Origin of the sequence: Serratia sp. JSRIV006 (assembly GCF_019968685.1) — a bacterium.
Taxonomy (GTDB): Bacteria; Pseudomonadota; Gammaproteobacteria; order Enterobacterales; family Enterobacteriaceae; genus Chania; species Chania fonticola_B.
Genome location: NZ_CP074137.1, coordinates 4,857,620 through 4,884,502, shown reverse-complemented (window position 1 = coordinate 4,884,502; position 26,883 = coordinate 4,857,620). Strand labels below are relative to the sequence as shown.

Annotated in this window: 6 protein-coding genes; 5 read left to right on the top strand and 1 reads right to left on the bottom strand. The window is 52.3% G+C overall.

Translation table 11 applies throughout. The features are described from left to right. Positions 1 to 453: 453 nt before the first annotated feature. The 4 genes from macA (at position 454) to KGP16_RS22530 (ending at position 23,769) form a co-directional block, all read left to right on the top strand. Positions 454 to 1,563 carry a macrolide transporter subunit MacA gene (gene macA / locus KGP16_RS22545; protein ID WP_223500384.1) on the top strand — a complete coding sequence of 370 codons (1,110 nt, stop codon included), beginning with the start codon at positions 454 to 456 and terminating at the stop codon, positions 1,561 to 1,563. Next, positions 1,563 to 3,509, top strand: a complete 1,947-nt coding sequence (gene macB, locus KGP16_RS22540) for a macrolide ABC transporter ATP-binding protein/permease MacB (protein WP_223500382.1) — start codon at positions 1,563 to 1,565, stop codon at positions 3,507 to 3,509. The genes macA and macB overlap by 1 nt, the downstream gene beginning before the upstream one ends. A gap of 169 nt (positions 3,510 to 3,678) precedes the next feature. Continuing rightward, the gene (locus tag KGP16_RS22535) at positions 3,679 to 23,040 is read left to right on the top strand and encodes a non-ribosomal peptide synthetase (protein ID WP_223500381.1); all 19,362 of its coding nucleotides are present in this window, start codon (positions 3,679 to 3,681) and stop codon (positions 23,038 to 23,040) included. 69 nt (positions 23,041 to 23,109) lie between these two features. Beyond that, on the top strand, positions 23,110 to 23,769 hold the full coding sequence (locus tag KGP16_RS22530) for a 4'-phosphopantetheinyl transferase superfamily protein (protein WP_223500379.1): 660 nt from the start codon (positions 23,110 to 23,112) through the stop codon (positions 23,767 to 23,769). 49 nt (positions 23,770 to 23,818) lie between these two features. Here KGP16_RS22530 and KGP16_RS22525 read toward each other — a convergent pair whose 3' ends face one another. Then, positions 23,819 to 25,210 carry a Xaa-Pro peptidase family protein gene (locus tag KGP16_RS22525; protein WP_223500377.1) on the bottom strand — a complete coding sequence of 464 codons (1,392 nt, stop codon included), beginning with the start codon at positions 25,208 to 25,210 and terminating at the stop codon, positions 23,819 to 23,821. A 420-nt stretch (positions 25,211 to 25,630) separates the two neighbouring features. On the opposite strand from KGP16_RS22525, the gene KGP16_RS22520 reads away from it, so the two are divergent. Then, positions 25,631 to 26,434, top strand: coding sequence for a histidine phosphatase family protein (locus tag KGP16_RS22520; protein WP_223500375.1), 804 nt, complete (start codon positions 25,631 to 25,633; stop codon positions 26,432 to 26,434). Positions 26,435 to 26,883: the final 449 nt, after the last annotated feature.

The window sequence follows — 26,883 nt, the reverse complement described above, 5'->3', positions numbered from 1 at the left end:
TTGTTTTAAGTAATAACTTAGATATTAAGAATATACGACTGTGAATACAGGATTATTTGCCTGTTTGAGAGAAAATTCCATTTGAACTATCAGAAAGATTAATCAATAATGGTTGCCATTCAAAATTTCAATCAGTTCTATTATCACTCATGTCAATTTAAACGTATCGGCCCACTACCGGTTCGGCACACGATAGGGGGATCAGCGGCTTTGCTATCGGTCCTGCGCCATTGTGTTTTGATAAAAGCCATTCCCGAAGGGGGGGTAAATGGTTTTATTTATAGCTTAAGCATTATAAAACAGAGGTAAGTTATAAGTAATATCAATAATAGGCTCGCTGCACATATTGGCCTTGCTGGAGGGGTATGTATTCACGTGATGGTTTATTTCGATGGCGGCTTTGCGGCTAGAAATTGGCAGGAATAGACGAAATAGTTAGGGAAAAATATCCATATGTTAAAAGGACGAACAAAACGTAAGCTGCTAGGGGGAGGCGCTTTAGTGGCGATTGCCATAGTGGCTTATTGGCATTTCAGCCAACCGCTACCTGCGGAGTTTAAAACGGTTAAGGTTACCCAGCGTGATTTTCAACAGAACGTTTTGGCGACCGGCCAACTGGATGCGGTACGCAAGGTTGATGTGGGAGCTCAGGTCAGCGGACAGCTAGAGAGCCTGAAGGTCGAGATTGGCGATAAGGTGCAAAAAGGCCAACTGCTCGGCGTGATCGATCCCCAACAGGCACGAAACAGCATTCGTGAAGGCGAGGCCACGCTACAGCAACTGCAAGCCCAACTGCAACAGGCACAGGCGGAGCAGCAACTGGCAGAGGTCACCTTGCAGCGTAACCGCGAACTGGCCAAGGTGCAGGCGGTATCGCGCCAGGATCTGGATAAATTGACCACCGAGCTGGCGGTGAAAAAGGCGCAGGTGGCAAACACCCGGGCGCAGATCGCCAAGAATCAGGCCAGCCTGGATACCGCCAAGATCAATCTGGCCTATACCCGCATTGAAGCGCCGATGGACGGTGATGTGGTGCAGATCACCACCTTTCAGGGCCAAACGGTGATTGCCGCGCAGCAGGCACCCAATATTCTGACGCTGGCAGATATGAGCACCATGCTGGTGAAGGCCCAGGTTTCCGAGGCGGACGTCATCCACCTCAAGCCGGGGCTGAAAGCCTGGTTTACCGTGCTGGGCGATCCGAACAAACGCTTTGAGGGCGTGCTGAAAGACATCCAACCTACCCCAGAGAAGGTCAATAACGCTATTTTCTATTACGCGCGTTTCGAAGTGCCAAATCCGCAGGGATTGCTGCGCCTGCAAATGACCGCGCAGGTGCATATCCAACTGGCTGGCGCCAGCGATGCGCTGGTTATTCCGCTGGTAGCGTTAGGGGAGCAGATCGCCGATAACCGTTACCAAGTGGCGGTGCTGCAACAGGGCCAGAAACAGCTGCGGGAGGTAACGATCGGCATGCGTAACAACCTGGATGTGCAAATTGTCAGTGGATTGACAGCCGGTGAAGAGGTGATTGTCAGCCTCGGCGGCGTGGAGGACAGCTGATGGCCGCACTGTTGGAACTGAGTGATATCCGGCGTAGTTATCAATCCGGCGATCAGACCCTGGAGGTATTGAAAAGCGTCAGCCTGCGGATAGAGGCCGGTGAGATGGTGGCGATCATCGGGGCTTCCGGCTCCGGTAAATCGACGCTGATGAACATTCTCGGCTGTCTGGACAAACCCAACAGCGGCATTTACCGCGTGGCCGGGCAGGACGTGGCCACGCTAAATGGCGATGCATTAGCCCAACTGCGGCGCGAGCATTTCGGCTTTATCTTCCAGCGTTATCATCTGCTGCCACATCTGAGTGCGGCGCATAACGTGGAGGTGCCTGCCGTTTACGCTGGGATGAATAACTCGGCACGGCATGCCAGGGCGGCGGCCTTGCTGCAACTCCTTGGGTTAGGGGAACGAATTGCCTATCGGCCAAGCCAGCTGTCCGGTGGGCAGCAGCAGCGTGTCAGCATTGCGCGGGCATTAATGAACGGTGGCCAGGTGATCCTGGCGGATGAGCCAACCGGTGCGCTCGATAGCCACTCGGGTAAAGAGGTAATGACGATCCTCAAGCAGCTATGCGAGCAGGGGCATACCGTGATCATCGTTACCCACGATCCGGCGGTAGCGCAGCAGGCCGAGCGGATTATCGAAATCCACGATGGCGAAATCATTGGTGATTCTCGGCCACAGGGGCAGGGCAAGGCACAGGCCAAATCGTTGGAACTGGCCACGCCAGCCCCGTCCTGGCAGCAGATGGCCGACCGTTTCCGGGAGGCGTTGTCGATGGCCTGGTGGGCGATGGCGGCCAACAAGATGCGCACCTTGTTGACCATGCTGGGGATCATCATCGGCATTGCCTCGGTGATCTCGATCCTGGTGATAGGCGATGCAGTCCAACAGCAGGTATTGGCCGAGATCAAATCCATCGGTACCAACACCGTGGACGTCTATCCCGGTAAGGATTTTGGTGACGATGATCCAACCCTCCGCCAGGCGTTGAAATATGACGATCTGAGCGCATTGCATGCACAACCTTATATCAGCGCGCTTTCTCCCATGACTCGCAGCAGCATGCGTCTGCGCTTTGGCAATATCGATGTGGCGGCTAATGTGGCGGGCGTCAGCGAGCAGTTTTTCCGGGTGTACGGTATGGAGTTTTCTCAGGGGGCGGCAATTGATGTCCGGCAGGTAGAGTCCCAGACGCAGACGGTGGTGATCGATACCAACACCCAGCGCCGTCTGTTCCCGCAACAAAAAAACGTGCTGGGTGAGGTGATCCTGATAGGCAATATGCCTGCGACCGTGGTGGGGGTGGCGAAGGAAAAGCAAACCATGTTTGGCAGCAGCAAGATGCTCCGCGTCTGGGTGCCTTATACCACGATGGCCAATCGCCTGATGGGCAACGACTACTTCGATTCGATCACCGTGCGTATCCGCGATGGCTATAACAGCCAGGAGGCGGAACAGCAACTGACGCGTCTGTTGACGCTGCGCCACGGCAAGAAAGACTTCTTTACCTACAACATGGATAGCCTGGTGCAAACGGCGGAGAAAACCACCCGTACGCTGCAACTGTTCCTGATCCTGGTGGCGGTGATTTCGTTGGTGGTGGGTGGGATTGGCGTGATGAATATCATGCTGGTCTCGGTCACCGAAAGAACGCGTGAAATCGGCATCCGCATGGCCGTAGGCGCTCGTTCCGGCGACGTCCTGCAACAGTTCCTGATTGAGTCGGTGCTGGTCTGCCTGGTGGGGGGGATTTTAGGGATCGCGCTGTCGTTCACCATCGGCTTACTGGTGCAGTTGGCGATGCCGGGCTGGCAGATCAACTTCCCGCCGGTGGCTCTGCTGAGTGCGTTCCTGTGTTCCACCGGTATTGGTGTCGTGTTCGGTTATCTGCCTGCGCGCAGCGCTGCGCGGCTCGATCCCATTGACGCATTGGCACGGGAATAATCAGCCAAACCCTAATTTCACCCTGATCCGCGAGCACTGCCGAACCCTCGGCACAATAACGTTCAGGTGATACCTATTGCTGTGAGTCGATACTCACGGTGTTGGCCGTGCTATGACTCAAACCAGCCAAAATATTTATAAATAGAATATCTCAAGGAGTAAAATAATTATGGCGAATAATATGGAAATAACGCTCACCCCTTATCAGACAATTTTTTATTATGAGTGGCTACAAGATCCCGAGCGCAGTGATTACAATATTGTGATCGACAATACTATTGTCGGCGAAATAGACAAAAAAAAGTATAACGATAGTTTTGAACAACTGCTCAACGAGCATTTTATTACCCGTCATAACATTGAAGACGGACCTGATGGAGCCTTTTGGGTACCGAGAGAGCCCGTTTTCAATTTAGTCACCTATCACGACACCGCGTTAACTGATGAAGAAATTTATGCGTTAGTCTCTGCCCCCTTTGACTTAAGAAATGGCCCGCTGGTACGGATACATTTGATTTCTCTTGGGGCAGAACGCTACCGTACCTTGTTTATTTTTCACCATATTGTTGTCGATGGCATCAGTACCGAAGAGGTCTGGGACAAGTGGCGTAAACGCTATAATGGCATCGACTATCAGCTGCCATCGCTGCAGGATCAAGGGGTTATGCACCAGCAGCTTTGCCATAATTTCGCCACGCTTCTGCAAGAAAAAGGCGAACAAATGCGTGAGTTCTGGCGCGAGCGTCTGTGCGATCTTGAAGGCGTTGATTTACGCTTTTTACAAACGGGCCGCCAGCTTGCAACCGCGACAACCCGGCGTCAGATCGACGAGTTACTGTTTGGTTTTGATGAAGATATCAGCCGACGTGTAAAGCTGTTACTGCGCAAGTATAAGTTGACCACCTACCTGTTCGGGCAAATGGTCATGGCCCTGCTGTTGCACAAAATGTCAGGGCAAAAAGCCGTTGCGCTCGCTTTCCCGGTAGCGATCTCTGAAGGTAAGGAGCTGTTGTATGGCGCACATATCAATACCTTGGCTATCGATTATCGCTTTGCGGATGATGCGTCGATCCGTAGCGTTATTGCCAGTGTTCATCGTTATTACAAATCATTAAAACAGACAAAAGCCAAATATTTACCTGTCCATGAGATCCTGGCTTGCGGTGATGCCACCGGCGTACTGGATGTTGCTTTTGCCCAAACGTTCCTGCGTGATCATCAGACCCATTTTAGTGGCATCGTCGATGAGTCGGCCAATCACGACTTTCATATTGACCTGGTGAATCAACTGCTGTTTGAACAGGAGACGTTAGCGAATGGTATCAACTATCGCGTCAGGTTTGATCGCAACGTCCTTGATGTCGCATTGGTTGAGAATTTTATTGAGCTCTATAAAGATCTGTTTATTAACATGCTTGATAGGCTGCTTGCGGGTGAAGTAGACACACCAATAAATTCCATCACGCTTATTGCGCAGCCGCCACACCACACCCAGCACGTATGCGCTGGCGCTAAAGTCCCTCAACATTCGATTGTCGAACAATTTGAGCGTATGGCCGCGACTTACCCAGCCCGCAACGCCGTTGTCTATGGCAATCAAACGCTGTCCTATCAACAGCTTAATCAACAGGCCAACCGTCTGGCTGATTACCTGAGGTGTGAACTGCGGATCAAGAGCGGCGATTTCGTCGCCCTGTGCCTTGAAAAGTCGGCAGCAATGCCCGTATGTATTCTTGCCGTACTCAAAACGGGGGCTGCCTATGTTCCGCTTAACCCTGGCGAGGCCGGGAACAGATTAAGTTTTATTCTGCAGGACACACAAGCTAAAGCCATCTTGGGCGATAGCGCCAGCGTGAACTATCTCAATGAGATTGCAGAGCTGCCGCAGGTGCCAATTATTGCCGTTGATAACCCGCAGTTTCAGCGCGATCTGGTTGCTAAGCAGCAGCCAGAGAACCTTGATATCGCCATATATTTGGACCAGTTAGCCTATATTATTTATACCAGCGGCACGACAGGTAAGCCAAAAGGCGTCATGATTGAACACGCGGGATTAATCAATCTGGCGCTGGTTCAGGGCGAAGCGTTTGGTTTGGCACCTGGCGAGGAGTCGGTAAAGCAATGTCTTTGGTATGCCGCCTATGTTTTTGATGCCCATGTCTCTGAGCTCTTTACGGCGATTGCCAATGGCCATGTGATACATATTTTGCCGGAAAATAAGCGCAAGGATTTTGACGCGTTAGCGGAATATATTGCCGATGCTCGCATTGATATTGCCACTATTCCCCCGGCATTATTGGATAAACACTCCCTTTTAGCGCTCTCTACTCTGGTTGTTGCTGGTGAACCTTGTAATCGTGAGATCATGCAACGTTATCGTGCGCAGGGAACAACGGTTATCAATGCCTATGGCCCGACGGAAAGCAGCGTCTGTGCGACGTTGCACTATTACGAAAATGGCGATAGCAACCTCAATATCGGTCTGCCGCTACTGAATCTTGATGTGCATGTTTTAGATCAACACCTGACACCAGTCCCCGTCGGTGTGATCGGCGAGCTTTATATCAGTGGTGTTGGCCTGGCTCGGGGTTATCTGAATGATACGCAGCAGACCGAGCGCGCCTTTATCACCAATCCCTTCCAGAGCGACGAGCAAAAGCAGCGCAATGAAGCGGCACGGCTGTATAAAACCGGCGATCTTGTCCGCCGCTTGGCCGACGGTCACATTGAGTATGTCGGCAGGCGAGACTCCCAGCTGAAGATCCGCGGTTTCAGAATTGAATTAAGCGAAATTGAAATGCAACTGGTGCAAATTCCGCAGATTATCCAATCGGCGGTCATTGCACATAAGCTCCCGACGGGAGCGCTGTCGTTAGTTGCCTACTATGTTGCGGATGTTGCCGTGGGCAAAGAGCAGATTATTGGGCACCTGGCGGATGCTTTGCCTGACTATATGATCCCGATGGCCTATGTTCACTTAACGGCGTTCCCGATGACGGTTAACGGTAAATTAAACCGTAAGGCATTACCGCTGCCCGATCTGAGCGGGCAGGATGACTATGTCGCTCCTGCCGATGAGATGGAAAGGGCGCTATGCCAGATCTATGGTGAGATATTAGGTCAGGAGCCGGGTCATGTCGGAGTAAATGACGATTTCTTTAGGCTGGGCGGCGACAGTATCAGCGCCATTCAGATGGTGAGAATGATCCGTCAAAGGCTAAAAGGGACGGCCAGCGTAAAAGATATTTTCGACTGCAAAACCGTTCGTTTACTCGCCCGGACTATTGTGATGGACGGCGATGAATGTCATATCAAACATCTCTCCGAGTCGGGGATGTTGAGCGGCCCTGCACAGTTGCTGCCGATCCAGCAGTGGTTCTTCGATCGGGTCAAACTGGGCACTTTTTCTGCTTATCAGCACTGGAACCAATCCTTTGTCCTGGATGTCCCCCAGCTGGATATTGGCATACTCAACAAGAGCCTGGCGCTGTTATTTGCCTATCATGATGCCCTGAGACTGGTCTTTACGCATGACGGTAACGGGGGGTACAGCCAGCACTATCAATCAGAAGTCGGCGAAATACCGCTGTCGGTTATTGATGAACCCATGGGTGCCGAGCAACAAATCGCGCTATTTGATCGGTGGCAAAGTGAGTTTGATATCTTTGGCGGCAAGCTGTGCCATATTGGCTATATCACAAGCGAAAATGCGCCACGGGCGAAGCTGCACTTTGCTTTCCATCACCTGATTATGGATGCGGTGAGTTGGCATATCATCAAACAGGATCTGGAAAGGATTTATCGCGCGCTGGAAGGAAACGCGGCGGGTATTAGCGATCCCGTTGAGATTTTGGGTGATAAACCCACCAGTTATCGTCAGTGGGCTGCCCAGGTACAGGATTATGCCAACCATCAGGGAGCCAATGAGGAAACGCTTTATTGGCGTACTGTTATTGGCGGCCTAGGTGACTATCGCCAACGGATAGCGCCGCTTTTCACCTCGCCATCGTTGAGCCAACGCGAGTTATCGTTAAACAAAACCTTAACGCAGCATCTGCTGGGTGGGGTACATCATGTGTTCAATACCCAGGTTAACGATCTTCTGTTAGCCAGCTTCGTTGAGATCCTCAATGAGTTTACCGGGCTGCATACCCAGTACCTGACGTTGGAAGGCCATGGCCGAGAAGCGCTCGATACCAGCGTTGATATCAACCGTACGGTAGGCTGGCTGACCACTATGTACCCGGTCCGCTTGACCAGCGAGGGGGACTGGCGTCAACGGATCGTGACCGTCAAAGAGACCGTTGGCGGGATCCCGCGCCGGGGCGTTGGATTTGCGCCGTTGATGGGGTATGACGCCGACAAGCTGCCACCGGTTAGCTTTAACTATTTAGGGCGCTTTGATGAGGTGCAGCAGGAGGGATGGTGCTTCAGCCCGACAAACAGCGGACAAACCGTTGCGCATGAGAATGGCGAAGCGCATCTGCTCAGCGTCAACTGTGGTGTAGTTGGGGGGGAACTGAGAATACGCTTCTCCGGTTACCTGGCTGACGAAGTATTGCAACACCTGGCGAGCCGTTACCAGGGGGCGATTGCAGGCGTTATTGAGCGCTTGCTGGCGGAAAGCCGCACTTATCTGACTGCACGAGATATCGACGGGGTAATACCTCAAGCAACACTTGATGCTCTGCAGCGTGATACCGAGCTGGAGTCGGTCTATCTGGCCAATAGTTTGCAGGAAGGCTTTATTTACCACGCGCTATCGCAGGGTGAAGTCGACGATGCCTACCATACCCAGATGTTCTGGGACTATGACAATGCGCTGGATATCGCCTGTCTGAAGCAGGCATGGTTGCAGGCGCAGCAGCATTATCCAACGCTCCGCCTGCGGTTTAATTGGGATGAAGAGTTGGTACAGATTGTTGATGCCCATGCTGCACTGAACTGGCATTTCTTTGATCTCAGTGAAAAAAGCGAGCACCAACAGCAAGCCTTCTTCTCTGATTTATCTGCTCAGGATCGAGCTCGGCCTTACGATTTGTCGATCAGCGGGATCTTCCGTGTCTATGTGGTCAAAAATGCGGATGAACGTTACCGCTGCATTTTCAGCTGCCACCACGCCATCATGGATGGCTGGAGTAACCCGCTACTGATTGAAGCGGTGCATAAATTCTATCTGGCGTTATTGCGTGGTGAAACATTACCGCAGGCATGTGACCACGGTTTCCATCAGGTTCAGCGTTATATACAGTCGCACAAAAGCGAGCATTTACCGTACTGGCGGGACTATCTGGCAGCGCAGGATGAACCCGAAGATTTAAATATCTTGCTGTGCGGGCAGGCGAAGCACGTTCAGTTAAATGAATATAAGCACATTAAAACGTCGAAAACACAGCAGCTGATGTTTGATGAACCTGGTTACCAACAGCTGAAATCGTTCACCGCCGAGAACGCGATAACCCTTAATGCGCTATTGCAATATTGCTGGCACAAAGTACTCAGTATTTATTCTGGCAATGCGGCCAGCATCGTTGGCACGGTGGTTTCAGGCCGTAACCTGCCCGTGGATGGTATTGATCAAACGGTAGGATTATTGATCAACACACTGCCGCTGATCGTCGATCATCAGGCTTCTGTGTCGGTCCTCACGGCGATTCAAAACCTGCAGGACGCGATCAACGAGGCAAATACCCGCAGCCATGTCAATCTGGCTCAGCTACAACCGGCAGGAAAACGCCTGTTTAACTCTTTGTTTGTCTATGAAAACTACCCGATGCCCAGTGGGGACATCGATAGCGATTTACGGCTACGTTTCGCCAGTGCTAACGAGAAACAAGATTATCCGTTGGTGGTGACCGTGCTGGAACAGCAGCACCTGGCGTTGAGCCTGCATTATGCCGGTGAACTGTTTGACGATGTGCTGATCGAACAGTTGCTGAACACCATGAGGACGCTGGTAGAAAATATTGTTCAGGGTGCCTCTCAGTCTCAAAGCGAGTTGCCTTATCTGCAGGCGGCGCAGTATCAAACGATGATCCACCAGTGGAATGATACCCGCAGGCCCTACGAGCATGATAAAACTCTCGCCGCGCTGTTTGAAGCACGCGTGGCCGCCTCACCAGACAGCGTCGCCGTAGAATTTAACGACGTGGTGTTAACGTACGCACAGTTAAACCAACAGGCGAACCAGCTAGCGCATTATTTGCAGCAATGTTGCCAACTGCGCGCCAACGATCTCGTGGGTCTCTATCTTGAGCGCAGTGAGCAGTTGGTCATTGGCATTCTGGCCATACTGAAAGCGGGCGCGGCCTATGTGCCGATGGATCCGGACTCCCCCGATGAGCGCAATGGCTATATTATCGCGGATGCCAAGGTAAAAGCGGTGCTTTGCCAACGGCAGGCTTTGCAAAGGGTAGACCTGATGGCACCCGGCGCCATGCTTATCCCTCTTGACGCACCAGAAACCACCGCGCGTTTGGCGCGCTGTGCAACAGATAACCCATGCAGCAATACCGGCCCCCACGATCTGGCGTACGTCATTTATACCAGTGGCACGACGGGATATCCTAAAGGGACGCTGATAGAGCAACGCTGTGTGAATCGGCTGGTGATTAATGCCAATTATGTTGAGATCGGTGAACAGGATCGCATTCTTGGTATTTCAGGCTATCAGTTTGATGCCTCCATTTATGACATCTTTGGGGCGTTGTTAAATGGTGCCGCGTTGGTGATTGCCGATAAGCCAAATATCCTGGACTTGGACCGTCTCTCTCAGCTTATTGTCGATCGTCAGATCAGCAATTTCTTTGCCACGACCGCCTTCTTTAATACGTTGGTGGATGCTGAACTGCCTGGTTTGCAGCAGTTGAACTACCTGCTGTTCGGCGGTGAGCAGGTGTCCGTTAACCATGTTAATCGTTTTAGAACGCTTTACCCTCAGGTCAAGTTGGTGCATGTTTACGGGCCTACGGAAACGACAACCTACGCCACGGCCTATTTGACCAACACGGCGTCGCAGACGTTTGATTACACTGTTCCCATCGGTCGACCAATTAGTAATACCCAGCTGTATATACTCGACGAACAGCTGCGCCCCGTCCCACAGGGGGCGATCGGTGAGCTGTATATCGGTGGCGCTGGCGTTGGGCGCGGCTATCTGAATAATCCGCAGGCGACAGCGGACGCGTTTATTGCCAATCCGTTCCGCAGTGACGCTGAACGCAACCGTGGTGAAAACGCCCGCCTTTATAAAACCGGGGATCAAGGCCGTTACCTGCCGGACGGTAACATCGAATACCTGGGCCGCAATGACTTCCAGGTTAAGATCCGTGGCTTCCGTATTGAGCTGGGGGAAATCGAAGCCCGGCTGATCGACCATCCTGCCATCCAGCAGGCACTGGTCCTGGCGAGCACTAACCCGGCGGGGCATACCTATCTGACGGCGTACTACGTCGCACAGGATCCCTTGGAGCAAGATGTGTTGCGCGCCCATCTGCAACAGGTTCTGCCGGACTACATGGTACCGTCGGTCTTGGTTCACCTGCTATCGCTACCGATGACCGTCAACGGCAAGGTCGATCGCGCCGCCTTGCCTGTCCCCACGTTTGAGGCGCAGGCAGACCGCGTGGCACCAGAGACGGCGACCGAGCAGCAACTGGCCGAGGTCTTCGCCGAGCTGCTCGCCATCCCGCAGGACAGCCTCAGCGTGCTGGACGACTTCTATCGCCTGGGGGGCAACAGCATTCTGGCGATCAAGCTGGTGGGCCGTTTGACCCGCGCGTTAGAAAAAAGCGTGCATGTCTCTGATCTGTTCCGCCTGAGATCCATCCGGGCACTGGCGGCATTTATTGACGGCGAAGCGCAAGGCTGCCAGGTCATCCAGGCACCGTCGATCGCCCGGCCTGAGGAACAGCGGCTGTCGTTTGCCCAGGAGCGCCTGTGGTTTATCGACCGTTATGAAGAAGGCAGCAACGCCTACAACGTCCCGCTTACGCTCAAGCTGCAGGCCGGAACCGATCCGCAGAAAGTGGCCCAGGCCCTGATGAAGGTGGTTGAGCGTCACGAAGTGCTGCGCACCCTGATCCTGTGCGATGACGACGGGCAGGGGTATCAACATATTCTGCCAGCCGAGACATTCTCACTGAGCATATCGCACGAAACATGCGACAGCGTGCAAGCGCTGCATGCACGACTGCACGAGCATCAACACCGGGTGTTTGACCTGGCGCAGGAGTGCCCGATTGCGGCCAGCAGTTATACGCTGGCGGGAGCCCACTACTTCAGCATCGTTATTCATCACATCGCGTTTGACGGCTGGTCGGTGGATCTGCTGTTAAAAGAGTTACTGCACTATTACCGCGTGTTCACCGGAGAGGCCAGCAATGAACTCCCGGCACCGCCGGTGCAGTACCGGGAATTTGCGCTGTGGCAACGCCAACACCTGCAAGGTGCCACGCTGGACAGGCAACTGGCCTACTGGCATGGGCAACTGGCGGACCATGAACCGCTCAACCTGCCGACGGACCATGTGCGTCCACTGCAGTTGGATTATCGCGGCGACGATATCACCTTCCAACTGGATGCGGCGACCAGTGCCGAACTGCGGGCGTTGGCCGCCTCGTTGAACGTCAGCCTGTATACGGTCTTGCTGAGCGGCTATTACCTGCTGCTGGGGGTTTACAGTAACCAGCAGGATATCGTGCTGGGTACGCCGATAGCGGGCAGGCATTACCCTGGGGTGGAAGACACCATGGGGCTGTTCGTTAATACGCTGGTCCTGAGACGGCAGATAGACGTCAGCCAAACGGTCAGAGAATTTATTGGCGAAACGGGGCAGCAGGTCAGTGAAGCGCATACCCATCAGGATCTGCCTTTTGAAAAACTGGTTGAAGTGCTGAAAACGGAAAAGGACAGTTCAAGGCACCCGATATTCCAGGTGATGTTCAGTCTCCAATCGTTTGGCGCCACAGGACGTACCGAAGGAGAAAGCCTGTTTGAGCAGTATGACGCGCAAGAAGGGGCGTATCGGGCGGCGAAGTTCGATTTGACCGTGATGATGGACGACAGTGAAGAGGCGATCGGCGGCGTCTTCAACTATGCGACGGCCCTGTTCAACGGGCAAACGATGCGGAACTACATCGCCACCTACCAGCATATCCTGCGCCAACTGGGTACGCTGTGCAGTCAGGGGCGTTCCCTTGCGGAGCTTCAGTACCTGGATACGGCACAATACGAGCAAATCATCTGCCAGGGGAACCGCACCGAATGCGACTACCCACGGGAGATGACGATCCACGAAATGTTCGAGGCGCAGGTAGAGAGAACCCCAGAGAATATCGCACTGGTGTTTGAGGGGGTGAGCCTGACCTATCGGCAGTTGAATGAACGCGCCAACCGGTTGGCGGCTTACTTGAGAGCGCAGTTTGTTTTACAACCGGACGATCTGATCGGGCTTTGCCTGGAAAGATCGGAGCGCATGATCGTGAGTATCCTGGCGGTGTTGAAGGCTGGTGCTGCCTATGTACCGCTTAGCCCCGATATGCCCGCGGAGAGAATGCTCTGGACGATAGAAAATATCCACTCCCGCGTTATGCTGACGGAGTTGGGAGCGCAAGAGACGCTGGCCACACTGATTGATCCACAAAAGACGGCGCTGCTGTGCGTGGACGATCCTGAGTTGTTAGCGCAGGTTGCCAGCCACCAGGTGGTTAATGTGGCAACCCGAACCAGACCTGACAATCTGATTTATGTCATCTATACCAGCGGGACGACGGGAACCCCTAAAGGAGTGATGATTGAGCATCATTGTGTCGCCAATCTGGTTGAGGCGCAGCGGAGTATCTTTGGCACGGAGATCTGTCAGGTCGGAGAGCCGACAAAAAGTTACCTCTTCTATTCAAATTATACCTTTGATGCGCATGTCCTGGATGTGTTCAGCCCGCTGCTGACCGGCCATTGCTTACATGTCTTGTCTAAAGAGATACGTTTGAATTTCGCTGCGCTTGCTGCATACATCAAACAACATGCCATTGATATCGGCTTTGTGCCTCCTGCGCTGCTAAATAACAATGAAACATTGGCGCTTTCCACGCTAATCCTGGGTGGAGAGGTAGCCAGTAGCAGCGTGATAGAACGCTATAGCGCTCAGGGGGTCAAAATAGTTAACTGCTATGGCCCAACGGAAACCACGGTCTTTGTCACCAGGAACGTTTACCAAGCGGGCGATAGCAATACCCTCATTGGCCAGCCGATAGGCAATGCTGGCGCTTATATTCTGGACAGTTGTCTACGGCCGCTCCCTGCGGGTGCCGTGGGTGAGCTCTATATCAGTGGAGACTGCGTAGGCCGTGGCTATTTAAATAACCCAGAGGCGACTCATCAGGCGTTTATCGTCAATCCATTGCAAAGCGAAGAAGATAAAGCGCGAGGACGTCACGATCGGCTGTATAAAACGGGGGATTTAGTCCGTTACCTGAACGACGGTAAGATTGACTATATTGGGCGTAATGATGCACAGGTGAAGATCCGTGGCTTCAGGATCGAATTGGCCGAAATCGAAAGCTGTCTGACCCACTATCCACAGATTGAACAGGTTGTGGTCCTGGCGCTGGAGCATGACTCGGGGCAAAAGTACCTGGTGGCCTATTATGTTGCGCCAGACGCATTGCCAGCAGATGTGCTGTCTGAGCATCTGCAACAGCGTTTACCTGCCTACATGATCCCCACAGCGTTTGTTCATCTAACGGCATTGCCCATGAACATGAACAATAAGTTGGATCGCAAAGCCTTACCTCTGCCGATATTAACGGATGAGGTGAACTACGTGGCCCCAGCCAACGAGAGTGAAATGCTGATCTGCCGCGTATTTGCGGAGGTATTACAGCTGAAGGATTATGCGGTGGGGGTCACCGATGATTTCTTCCGTTTAGGCGGGGACAGTATCAGCAGTATCCAACTGGCGAACAAACTCAAAAAGTTATCTGGCCACCATCTCACGGTGAAAGACATCTTTGCCCACAGAACGCCCAAGGCATTGAGCACTTACCTGCTGCAACGTCAGGGTGACAGTTTGCCGGTTATCCAGTCAGAGGCGGGTATGCTGGCGGATGAGCTCCCCTTGGCGCCGATCCAGCGCTGGTTCTTCCAGGCCGTAGAGTCAGGGAAGTTGCCTGATGCTGGGCATTGGAACCAGGCATTTATGGTTAAAGTGCCAACGTTAAACGTTGAGTTACTGCGTTTGAGCGTGGCTAAACTGGTTGAATACCATGATATTTTGCGGGCCGTTTACCCGAAAGATGCCGCTGTCGGTCACTATCGTCAAGCGATAGAGACGCTGCCATTTGATGCGATCAATCAACAGGATTTCACAGCCGATCAGCTCGATGCGCAGTTGACGGCCTGGCAGAACCGTTTTTGCCTGGCAGAAGGGCCACTGTTCCATATCGGTTATATTGCAGGCTACGCTGATGAGACTGCGCGTATCCATGTGGCGGTACACCATCTCAATATTGATGCGGTCAGCTGGCGGATTATCAACCAAGACTTACGCACGCTTTACCAGTTCTTTGCTGCACAAGGCGATAACCTGGATGTGACGGTTGATGCGCAAACTATCCTGGGCCAGAAAGGCACCAGTTACCGCCAATGGGTCAACTCACTGCAAAACTACCCAGCCGTTGTCGTGAACAACCATAGGGATGAGAAGCATTACTGGGATAACCTGACCACGGAGTTGGACGGCTGGCACCAGCGTTTGGACTCTCATCGCGTGGGGACGCTCAATCGTACGATGATAAGCCTGTCGCAAGAGCACACCGGTTGTCTGCTGCGAGACCTTCATCATGTTTATCACACCGAGATGAACGATATTCTGCTGACCGTACTGGCGGATGCGTTGTCGCAGGTGGTTGGTGGTGACAACCAGTATGTCCTGCTGGAAGGACATGGCAGAGAGGCGATGTTTGACGATGTGGATATCAACAATACCGTCGGTTGGTTTACCTGCATGTATCCGGTCAATCTGCGCGTTGAGCATCGGGACCTTGTACGCAATTTACCGCTGATAAAAGACAGGCTGCGAACTCCTCCTCACCATGGCTTAGGCTATGGCGTGCTGGTTGGCTATGATGCGCAGGCATTGCCTGCAGTGACCTTCAACTACCTTGGCCAGTTCGATGGTGATGAACGGGATGGCGAGTGGGCATTTGTTCAGGAATCTACGGGGCTGGCATTATCAGCGAATAACCGCACAACGGACTTCTTAGCGCTGAACGGCGGTGTGCTCAATGGCCAATTACAGTTCCTGGTCGAGGGTGATCTCAGCCCGGAACAGCTCGAACTGTTTGCCACGACTTATCAACAACGGTTAATCCAGTTGATCGACGAGCTTAAGCGGTCATCTCGCTCTTATCTCACAGAGTCTGATGTTAAGGGTGTGGTCTCCGGTGAATTGTTGGCGCGCCTGCAGCAGGATGAAGAGGTGGCGGCGATTTATCCGGCTAACAGCCTGCAACAAGGATTTATTTATCATTACGTCCTGCAAGGCGATATCGACAACGCCTATCGTACGCAAATGGTCTGGCACTATCGCAATGCGTTGGATGTCGAGCTGTTAAAACGGGCGTGGCAATGCAGTCAGGCGAAATATCCGGCGCTGCGGCTAAGATTCTCCTGGCAGGAAGAGTTTGTGCAGATCGTCGATAAGCAAGGCACCTTTGGTTGGCAGTTTATCGATATCAGTAAGCAGGACGAACGTGCGCAAGCAAGCATCGTGGCTGAACTCATCAAGCAGGATCAGCAGACCCATTTCGATTTGTCTGCTAAAGGGCTATTCCGTCTCTATCTCGTTAAGTGCGCGGCCGATCACTACATTTGTCTGTTTAATAACCACCACGCGATTCTGGACGGCTGGAGTCTGCCGATCTTGCTCAATGACGTGCACCAAAATTATCTGGCTCTGCAACAGGGAAGCGCGCCGGAGCAAGCCGAAGATCAAAGCTATCTGGAGGCTCAGGCATTGCTACAGACGGTTAGCCAGGAAACCGAGCAGTTCTGGCAAAACTATCTGGGTGGCTTAGAGGTGCAAGAGAATCTCACCGGTCTGCTAAAGCCGGAGATGAAACACGTCAATTTAAGTGAATATAAACACCTGCAAGATCCCCAGACGGTATCGACCGCATTGGCTGGTGAGCTTTACCACGGGCTGAAGGCGCTCTCGCGGCAGCATGGCGTGACGCTGAATGCGCTGATGCAGTATTGCTGGCACCAGCAGCTCAGTCTTTATAGCCATGCGGACGTGACGATTGTGGGCATGACGGTGTCTGGCCGTAACCTGCCGGTGGAGGAGATTGAACGCTCTGTTGGTTTATATATCAATACGTTGCCTGTAGTTCTGGCGCATACCGATGAGGCGATCATCGAGAATGTCAAACGCCTGCAGGCCCATATAAATGACATCAATAGCTACAGCAATATCAGCCTGATCACACTGCAAAAGGCGGGGGTACGGCTGTTCAACTCGCTCTTCGTGTTTGAAAACTATCCGGTGCCAGCCGATAACGGCGAGAGCCTGTTCAAACTCGAGTTTGAGGACAGTGATGAAAAACTGGATTACCCGCTGGGCATCATGGTGTATGAACAGGATGGGCGCATTGAGTTCAAGATCAACTATGCGGGCGAGTTGTTCAGCCGTTCGGCGATTGAAGGCGTGCTGCAAGGAATACGACTCACCGTACAGCAGTTGATCGCGGACCCGGCCATTGTTCCCCAGGCGTTATCGTTGCTGACGCAGGACAACTATACGCAGCTGGTAGCAAACCAGCCGCGGGTACAGGTTGCCGTGGAGCGAAATAAACTGGTCGGTCAGATGTTTGAAGAGCAGGCCGCCAGAACGCCGGATGCTTTGGCATTGGTATATCAGGATACGCGGTTGACGTATTGCGAGTTAAATCAGCGGGTGAACCAGTTGGCGGCTTATCTGCAGGCGAACTTTGCGATACAGCCTGACAGCGCGATTGCCCTCTATTTTGATAAGTCGACCCATATGGTCATTGCCATGCTGGCCGTGCTCAAGGCCGGGGCGGCCTATGTTCCGATTAGCCCTCAGGCACCGTTGGAGCGCTTGAGCCTGCTGGTTGACGACGTTAAACCGGTGCTGATCCTGACGCAGCAGCATCATGGCTCACGCATCGCTGGCTGTGGTTTCCCTCTGCTGGATATAGATAACCCGCAACTGGCCAACAGGCTGGCGCAGTTCGACGACAGCAATGTACCGTCACGTACGCAGCCAGACGATTTGGCGTATATCATCTATACCAGCGGAACCACTGGCCGGCCAAAAGGGGTGATGATTGAGCATCACTCGTTAATCAACCTGGCGCAAGGGCAGTCGGACCTGCTAGGTATGCCTACGGGCTATGAGCAGGCTGCCAGGCTAAACACGCTGTGGTATTCGGAATATGTTTTCGATGCCCATGCGCTGGATGTCTTCTGTGCCTTGTTGAATGGCCATTGCCTGCATATTCTGCCAGAACAGCAACGTCTCGACTTTATCGCGCTTTCTGCCTATATCAGGGATCACGCCATCGAGTTCGCCTTTATTCCTCCGGCGTTACTGGCGCAAAATGAACTGCTGGAACTGTCCACGCTGGTCGTTGGCGGGGAGTGTATCGACGGGGCGATGATTGACCGCTACTGTGAGGCCGGAGTCCGTTTGATCAACGGTTACGGGCCTAGCGAAACCACCGTTTGGGCGACGGCGCGGCTCTATCAACCTGGCGATGCCAATACCAATATCGGCAAGGCGATCAACAACGTTTGCGTTTATCTGCTGGATCGCCACCTGCGCCCCGTCCCACAAGGTGCGATTGGCGAGCTGTATATCGGTGGCGCTGGCGTTGGGCGCGGCTATCTGAATAATCCGCAGGCGACAGCGGACGCGTTTATTGCCAATCCGTTCCGCAGTGATGCCGAACGTAGCCGTGGTGAAAACGCCCGCCTTTATAAAACCGGGGACCGGGGTCGTTACCTGCCGGACGGGAACATCGAATACCTGGGCCGCAATGACTTCCAGGTTAAAATCCGTGGCTTCCGTATTGAACCGGGGGAGATCGAAGCCCGGCTGATCGACCATCCTGCCATCCAGCAGGCGCTGGTCCTGGCGAGCACTAACCCGGCGGGGCATACCCATCTGACGGCGTACTACGTCGCGCAGGAGCCCTTGGAACGGGAGACATTGTGCGACCATCTGCAACAGGTTCTGCCGGACTACATGGTGCCGTCGGCCTTTGTTCACCTGCTATCGCTACCGATGACCGTCAACGGCAAGGTCGATCGCGCGGCCTTGCCGGTCCCCACGTTTGAGGCGCAGGCAGACCGGGTGGCACCAGAGACGGCGACCGAGCAGCAACTGGCCGAGGTCTTCGCCGAGCTGCTCGCCATCCCGCAGGACAGCCTCAGCGTGCTGGACGACTTCTATCGCCTGGGGGGCAACAGCATTCTGGCGATCAAGCTGGTGGGCCGTTTGACCCGCGCGTTAGAAAAAAGCGTGCATGTCTCTGACCTGTTCCGCCTGAGATCCATCCGGGCGCTGGCGGCATTCATTGATAATACCGCGCAGGGCTGCCAGGTCATCCAGGCACCGTCGATCGCCCGGCCTGAGGAGCAGCGGCTGTCGTTTGCCCAGGAGCGCCTGTGGTTTATCGACCGTTATGAAGAAGGCAGCAACGCCTACAACATCCCGCTGACGCTCAAGCTGCAGGCCGGAACCGATCCGCAGAAAGTGGCCCAGGCCCTGATGAAGGTGGTTGAGCGTCACGAAGTGCTGCGCACCCTGATCCTGTGTGACGACGACGGGCAGGGGTATCAACAAATCCTGCCAGCCGAGACATTCTCACTGAGCATACCGCACGAAACTTGCGACAGCGTGCAAGCGCTGCATGCACACCTGCACGAGCATCAACACCGGGTGTTTGACCTGGCGCAGGAGTGCCCGATTGCGGCCAGCAGTTATACGCTGGCGGGAGCCCACTACTTCAGCATCGTTATTCACCACATCGCGTTTGACGGCTGGTCGGTAGATCTGCTGTTAAAAGAGTTACTGCACTATTACCGCGTGTTCACCGGAGAGGCCAGCAATGAACTCCCGGCACCGCCGGTGCAGTACCGGGAATTTGCGCTGTGGCAACGCCAACACCTGCAAGGAGCCACGCTGGACAGGCAACTGGCCTACTGGCATGGGCAACTGGCGGACCATGAACCGCTCAACCTGCCGACGGACCATGTGCGTCCACTGCAGTTGGATTACCGCGGCGACGATATCACCTTCCAGCTGGATGCGGCGACCAGTGCCGAACTGCGGGCGTTGGCCGCCTCGTTGAACGTCAGCCTGTATACGGTCTTGCTGAGCGGCTATTACCTGCTGCTGGGGGTTTACAGTAACCAGCAGGATATCGTGTTGGGGACGCCGATAGCGGGCAGGCATTACCCTGGGGTGGAAGATACCATGGGGCTGTTCGTCAATACGCTGGTCCTGAGAAGGCAGATAGACGTCAGCCAAACGGTCAGAGAATTTATTGGCGAAACGGGGCAGCAGGTCAGTGAAGCGCATACCCATCAGGACCTGCCTTTTGAAAAACTGGTGGAAGTGCTGAAAACGGAAAAGGACAGTTCAAGGCACCCGATCTTCCAGGTGATGTTCAGTCTCCAATCGTTTGGTGCAGCGGGACGTACCGAAGGAGAAAGCCTGTTTGAGCAGTATGACGCGCAAGAAGGGGCGTATCGGGCAGCGAAGTTCGATTTGACCGTGATGATGGACGACAGTGAAGAGGCGATAGGTGGCGTCTTCAACTATGCGACGGCCCTGTTCAACGGGCAAACGATGGAGAACTACATTGCGACCTATCGGCATATCCTGCGCCAACTGGGTACGCTGTGCAGTCAGGGGCGTTCCCTTGCGGAGCTTCAGTACCTGGATACGGCACAATACGAGCAAATCATCTACCAGGGGAACCGCACCGAATGCGACTACCCACGGGATATGACGATCCACGAAATGTTCGAGGCGCAGGTAGCGAGAACCCCAGAGAATATCGCACTGGTATCTGAGGACGTGAGCCTGACCTATCGGCAGTTGAATGAACGGGCTAACCGCTTGTCGGTTTACTTGAGAGAACGCTTTGCTGTCCGCACTGGCGATTTGGTGGCGCTGTGTCTAAACCGCTCTGAGCATATGCAGGTCGCGATACTGGCCATTCTCAAGGCGGGGGCCGCTTACGTACCACTGGATCCGCTGGCACCGGATGACCGGGTGAGCTACATGCTGGACAACGCCGGTATCGATATCATCTTGACGGCAAACCCTGGCGACGAGAAAGCCACAGCGCTAGCGGCAACCGGCAGAACCGTTATTGATGTCGCCGATCGGGAAACGTCAGCTGATATTGCCCGCTACCCAGGTGAAAACCAGCCTTCATCGGTGCGGTCTAGTGATTTGGCTTACATCATCTATACCAGCGGCACCACGGGCAATCCTAAAGGCGTCATGCTAGAGCATCACAGTGTGATCAACCGTATTGTCTGGATGCACAAACAATATCCGATCACGGCGCAGGATCGTATCTTGCAAAAGACCAACTACACCTTCGATGTTTCAGTGTGGGAGTTGTTCTGGGCTAACTGGTTCGGGGCCTGTACCGTTTTTGCCTCGCAGGAGGCCTATAAAGATAATGTTTATCTGGCAGAACTGATTGAACAGCAGCAGGTAACGACGCTCCATTTCGTCCCTTCAATGCTGTCGGCATTCCTTGAAACCCTGGAAGGGCAGAGTGCGTTGCAGGCAAAACTGGGCAGCCTTAACTACCTGTTTTGCAGCGGAGAGGCGTTAAACGTGGGGGAAGTCAGAAAATGCCAGCGTTTACTGCCGCATTGCCAGATCCACAATCTCTATGGCCCAACGGAAGCGACGGTGGATGTGCTGTTCTACGACTGTAACGCACGCACCATCAAGGATGTGTTAATCGGTAAGCCGATCGACAATACTTCCGCCTATGTGCTGAATGCACAATTGCAACCCATTCCACCGGGGGCAATTGGCGAGTTATTCATTGGTGGCGTCGGTGTCGCTAGAGGATACGTGAATAATAAGCTATTGACGGATAAGGCTTTCCTGGGCAATCCATTCCAGAGCAGTGAGGAGAAGCTACGGGGTTACAATGGCCGGATGTATAAAACTGGCGACGTGGTGCGTTATTTAGCCGATGGCAACATCCAATATCTGGGCCGCAATGATTTCCAGGTTAAAGTGCGCGGTTACCGTATTGAGCTGGGCGAAATCGAAACGCGCCTGGCCAGTTATCCGGACGTTAATCATGCGGTGGTGATCGCCAGTGAGCGTGGTAGCAATGATAAATATCTGGTGGCCTATTATGTTGCCGCGCAGGAAATTTCCACCGAAAAACTATGCGCTCATCTGCGGGAAACCCTGCCAGATTATATGGTGCCTAGCGTATTCGTTCATTTGACGGCGCTGCCGGTGACCTCAAACGGTAAATTGAACAGAAGATTGTTACCTCAACCGCAAATAACCCATTCCGTGTCCTACGTTGCGCCGGAAAACAAGGTTGAAAAAACATTGTGCGAGTTGCTTGCTGATACGTTGCAAGTGTCATTTGAGGCAATCAGCATGGAGGATAACTTCTTTGCACTGGGCGGCAACAGCATCCTGGCGATGAGGCTGAACAACCGGATTAATCAGGTGCTGAGGGTGAAAATTCGTCTGCTTGATATTATCAATGCACGCACCTTAGGCGAGTTATCGCAAGTAATTACACAGGCTCAAGGGAAGTCCTTTGAGGTGATCGTGCCATTTAATACGGTAACGCAAAAGCCGCAGATGTTTATGGTTCACCCTGGGATGGGGAACTGTTCTGTCTATCAATCCTTGGCCAATAGGTTGAGTGAGCGCTACTGCTGTTATGGGGTTGACTCATACAACTTCTATCATGAGCAGAAGATCGAGCGGCTCGATGAGTTGGCACGTTATTATCTGGAGCATATCGATCGCATTCTTGATGTCAGCCAACCGGTCACTTTATTAGGCTGGTCGTTGGGCGGGAAGATTGCACTGGAGATCGCGGCCTATTTAGAAGCGCGTGGGGTTAAGGCGATCACTGTCTATCTGCTGGATACCTGGTTGTTAAGTGAAGATCATTATCAGCGCAATGAATCATCCTTTAACCTGGACTCTATGATGGCGCGGTTACAAATCCCACATTATTTAAGACATAATGTCGAATCGGTCGTCGTCAGCGATAAGCTGTTGAATATACAGCCACTCTCTACCGTATTAAAACATACGCAGATCGTGTTGTTTAAGGCGACAGAGGAGATAGATAATGAGGGGTATCAACAATACCGGTTTAACAACGTTGATACTGGTGTTGAAGACATCGCCCAGCTACAGCTGTTTGAAATAGCAGCCTGTCACTTTACCTTGCTGGAAAAGGAGGATGAGTTGATTAGCCACATCCGCTAATTGCTTTCTTGGCGCTGGGCAGGGGTTTTATTACCTGCCCAGCATGCTATTGATGAAGGGCTAAAGAACATGACCAATTATATCTACTGCTCTCGTATTGACGAGCTAAGCAGCGAACTGCTTTATTCGCAGCGGGATTATCTTGATAAAGACCAACGGATCCTATTCGATCGGTTTAGATTTGATGACGATAAACGTCGGTCATTATTAGGGAGAATGCTGCTACGTTATGCATTAAAAAAACATGTTGGGTATCAGGGAAGTCACTTTCCCAAACTGCACTATAACCGCTATGGCAAACCTGCCGTGATGGGATTGAAAGGGGCTTTTAATCTTTCCCATGCGGGGGCCTGGGCCGTGTGTGCTTATACCACGCAGGGGAGTATCGGCGTTGATGTGGAAAAAAGAGTCCCGATTGACATACATGACTACCAGGATGTGCTCACTCCTGAGGAGTTTACACAACTCGCTCAGGGGGGAAACGTTGATTTCTTTCGTCTGTGGTCGTTGAAAGAAGCCATCATAAAAGCGGACGGCCGGGGTTTTTCTTTATCCCCGACCACGTTTACCTTACCTCACCCTTTTGCCAATGGCTTAACCGTCGATGTTGCTGAAAAACGTTGGTACTTACATTCACAGGACATTGGGGAGGAATACGTATTATCTAGCGCCTCAACATCCTATGAAACCGCACTGTTCTCGTTAGCCTTTGACACGCTGTTGGCCTGATTTAATCGCAGCCGTTCTCTGCCAAAGTCATACGCGATTGGCTTATCGCTCAACTCTGGCAGACAAAAGCGCTGTCCTTGTCCAGCAAATAAGGGCGCAAATAGGCAACCGTGCTGCACATCGGCAAGATATCTGCTGACAGCGTTATCCCCAACGTTTCGACCAGGTATTTTCTACGCTGCTGCATCCGCTGCCATAGCTGGGGATACTGGCGTTGGAGCTCCAACTTCAGCTGTTCATCCGCCAGTAGCACGGTGCTCTCGGCAGATACGCCACCAAAGTTGGGTACTGAAGGGATAATATCAATCTGCAGGATCATGCCGCTCAACAGCTTTTGCCGAGAGCCATGATAAATGGGCGAAGACATCCACTCTTCTTCAGCGGTCAGGTGCCCTGGGCACAGCGACCAACCGTACTTTGAGCGCGGTAAGACCGCTTCCACGTGATCAAACAGCTCGCCGCCACGCATGCCAACGCTAATCACTTCAAGCCAGTGGGCATAGGCAGAGAAGTAGGGCTTGGCGACCGCATCCAGATAGTTTTTCGCTTCTGTTGATAACTCACCATTAGCATTTACCGCATAACCCGCCCGGCTGGAGGCACCGCCGCGATAGCCCACGGTTAGCGAGATCGTATCACCGTACTTCACGGTGTTGTCGGTTGGGAACAGGTTACCTTTAATAAAGCGTGGGCCGCTGGAAGCAATGGTGACGATACTCGGGTGCTGGCCAAAGCGCACCAGGCAATCCCCTAACGCTTGTTCTGTTACGCCCGGGGCCAGCTTATTCATGGCATCCAGCATGCAATCGGAGGCTAATGCGGCCCCATATTCGTAGTGAGCCACCTCGTTGGCATTATTGACCGTTCTTACCCCGTGCTCGCCGATAAACAAGTCGGTCTCATTGGATAAACAGGCTTCATCACCGACAATGTTGCGGATGGTATCGACAATAAATGAGGGGAGGTCATAGATTTTCTTGTCGATCTCTGGCCCGTTGGTAAACATCTTCCAGCCAACCAGGCCGGTGCGGGCATTTTCCCGAATGCCGGCTTCAATCAGCAGTTCCTTAATCGACTTATCGCTTCTACCGGGTTGATTCGGCAGTGAAAATTGAGAAAGATGCACCGCCTTGGCCTGAATTCGCGCTTTGCTGACCTTATTGAGATTTTCGTTTCCCAGCACCAGCGTCATTTCGCCATCGGCGTTGATAATCAATAAGGCCTCTTCAAAACGGGTGACAAAGCCGACCAGATATTCAAAATTGCCACCGTGCTCGACATCACAGTAAATCACCAGTTGATCAAGCCCACGCTGCTTCATCCTGCTGAGGATGTTGCTCTTTCTTTGTTGGATGGTGGCGTCTGTTAGAGCAACGGGTACGCCAGAACAGTCCTTTTGCGGCTCTGGGATGGTTTTTAAGCTTACTTGCTGGTTTTTCATCTGATCCTCTTTTGCCGAGTGGGAGTTCGTACAGCCTGTTGATCAGGCCATAACATTGAAAATAGAGTTGAGACTTATCTCGCAGTGTTAAACAGCTAAAAATCAGCTTAACGTTAATTTGATCACAGTTTCTACTTTTAACGATTTGATTTCTTGCATTCATTTATCAAACTGATAGCGTATTGGACTGTAAATTAGGATTGTTACTGTTTAACAGGCAAAACCTAAACCTCTGGTGGTGTTGGCTATTAGCTAGCACGCCACCAGAGGTTTAGGTTTTTTTTTGCCTGAAAATCAGTTGATACAACAAGCAGGTAGCAGAGGGCATTCCGGTAACGGATAAAGAAGGCAATGATGAAATATGAATAACTAACGAAAGAGTTATGGATGGAGATAGGGGACATCTACGGAAGGCTAACAATGATACAAACCAACACCATTGAGGAAATAACCATGAAACGGTTTTCACTATTACTTGCTCTATTGTCTTCACTTATTTTTAGTCCGCTGTTGGCTTACGCTGAAACAGCAGGTGATAATACAGTCACCATTTATGTCACCCGCCATGGGAAAACCATGTTTAATACCGTACATCGGGTTCAGGGGTGGGCAGATACCCCATTGACTACCGCAGGCGTGACGGTTGCTGAACAACTTGGCAAGGGGCTGAAAGAGGTTGAATTCAAAAAGGTGTATGCCAGCGATCTGGGGCGAGCTCGTCAAACTGCACGTATTATTTTAGCCGCAAAAGGGCAGCCGTTGGACATCGTCGAAAGTGAGAAACTGCGTGAGTTCTGCTTTGGTATTTACGAAGGCGATCTCGATGCCAATATGTGGGGAGCCATCGCCACCAAGCTTGGCTATGAGTCGGAAAAAGTGCTATTCGGTGATTTTGCCAATGGAAAGTTGCCATTTGACAAGATGTTCGGCGGTGTTGCTCTGGTCGATACCAGCGGTGAAGCTGAAACGTTTGCCACCGTCAAAGCACGTATGCAATCAGAGCTAAAAGCTATCGCTGAAGAAACGGCAGCTCAAGGGGGCGGTAACATACTCCTGGTTTCACATGGAGCCGCTATTCTGGCAATGGTAGCGGATATGAGCTCTACACCCATTGTTGCGCCACTCTCTAATGCTAGTGTTACGCAGATTACTTATAAAAACGGTGAGTTTACCGTGGGTAAACTGGGTGATATGAGCTATGTAGAAAAAGGTGCAAAGCTCTGATTGGGCGATGAGCTAAAGGAAATTAAATAGAATGCTCTGTATCCATAGACAATCATGCCGCCTGTTTTTATCAAGGCAGGGTCTATGGATATACACGACGGTACCTAGATTAGCAGTGAAAACGCTCTGTCACGTAGTGGCAACCTAATTTGAGGCGTGTGTCTCAAAGTAAATATAATTCTGCTAATTTAATTAAATATTAAAATTCAAGTGACAAAAAAGCACAACCCTGTTGGGCAGAATAATGCATCAGTTGGCAATGTTATGAGCATACTAAATCAGACTATGGTGTGAACACACTTGGTAATACATGAACATATTTTGTCATAACTTCATTAATAAATCGTTATTTTGAACAGAATAAAATGCCAACAACGTCATGCTTTATAAGTTAAATTTATCTTTGCACCGGATTTATTGATCGCCATCAGGATACTCATGTACAAAAA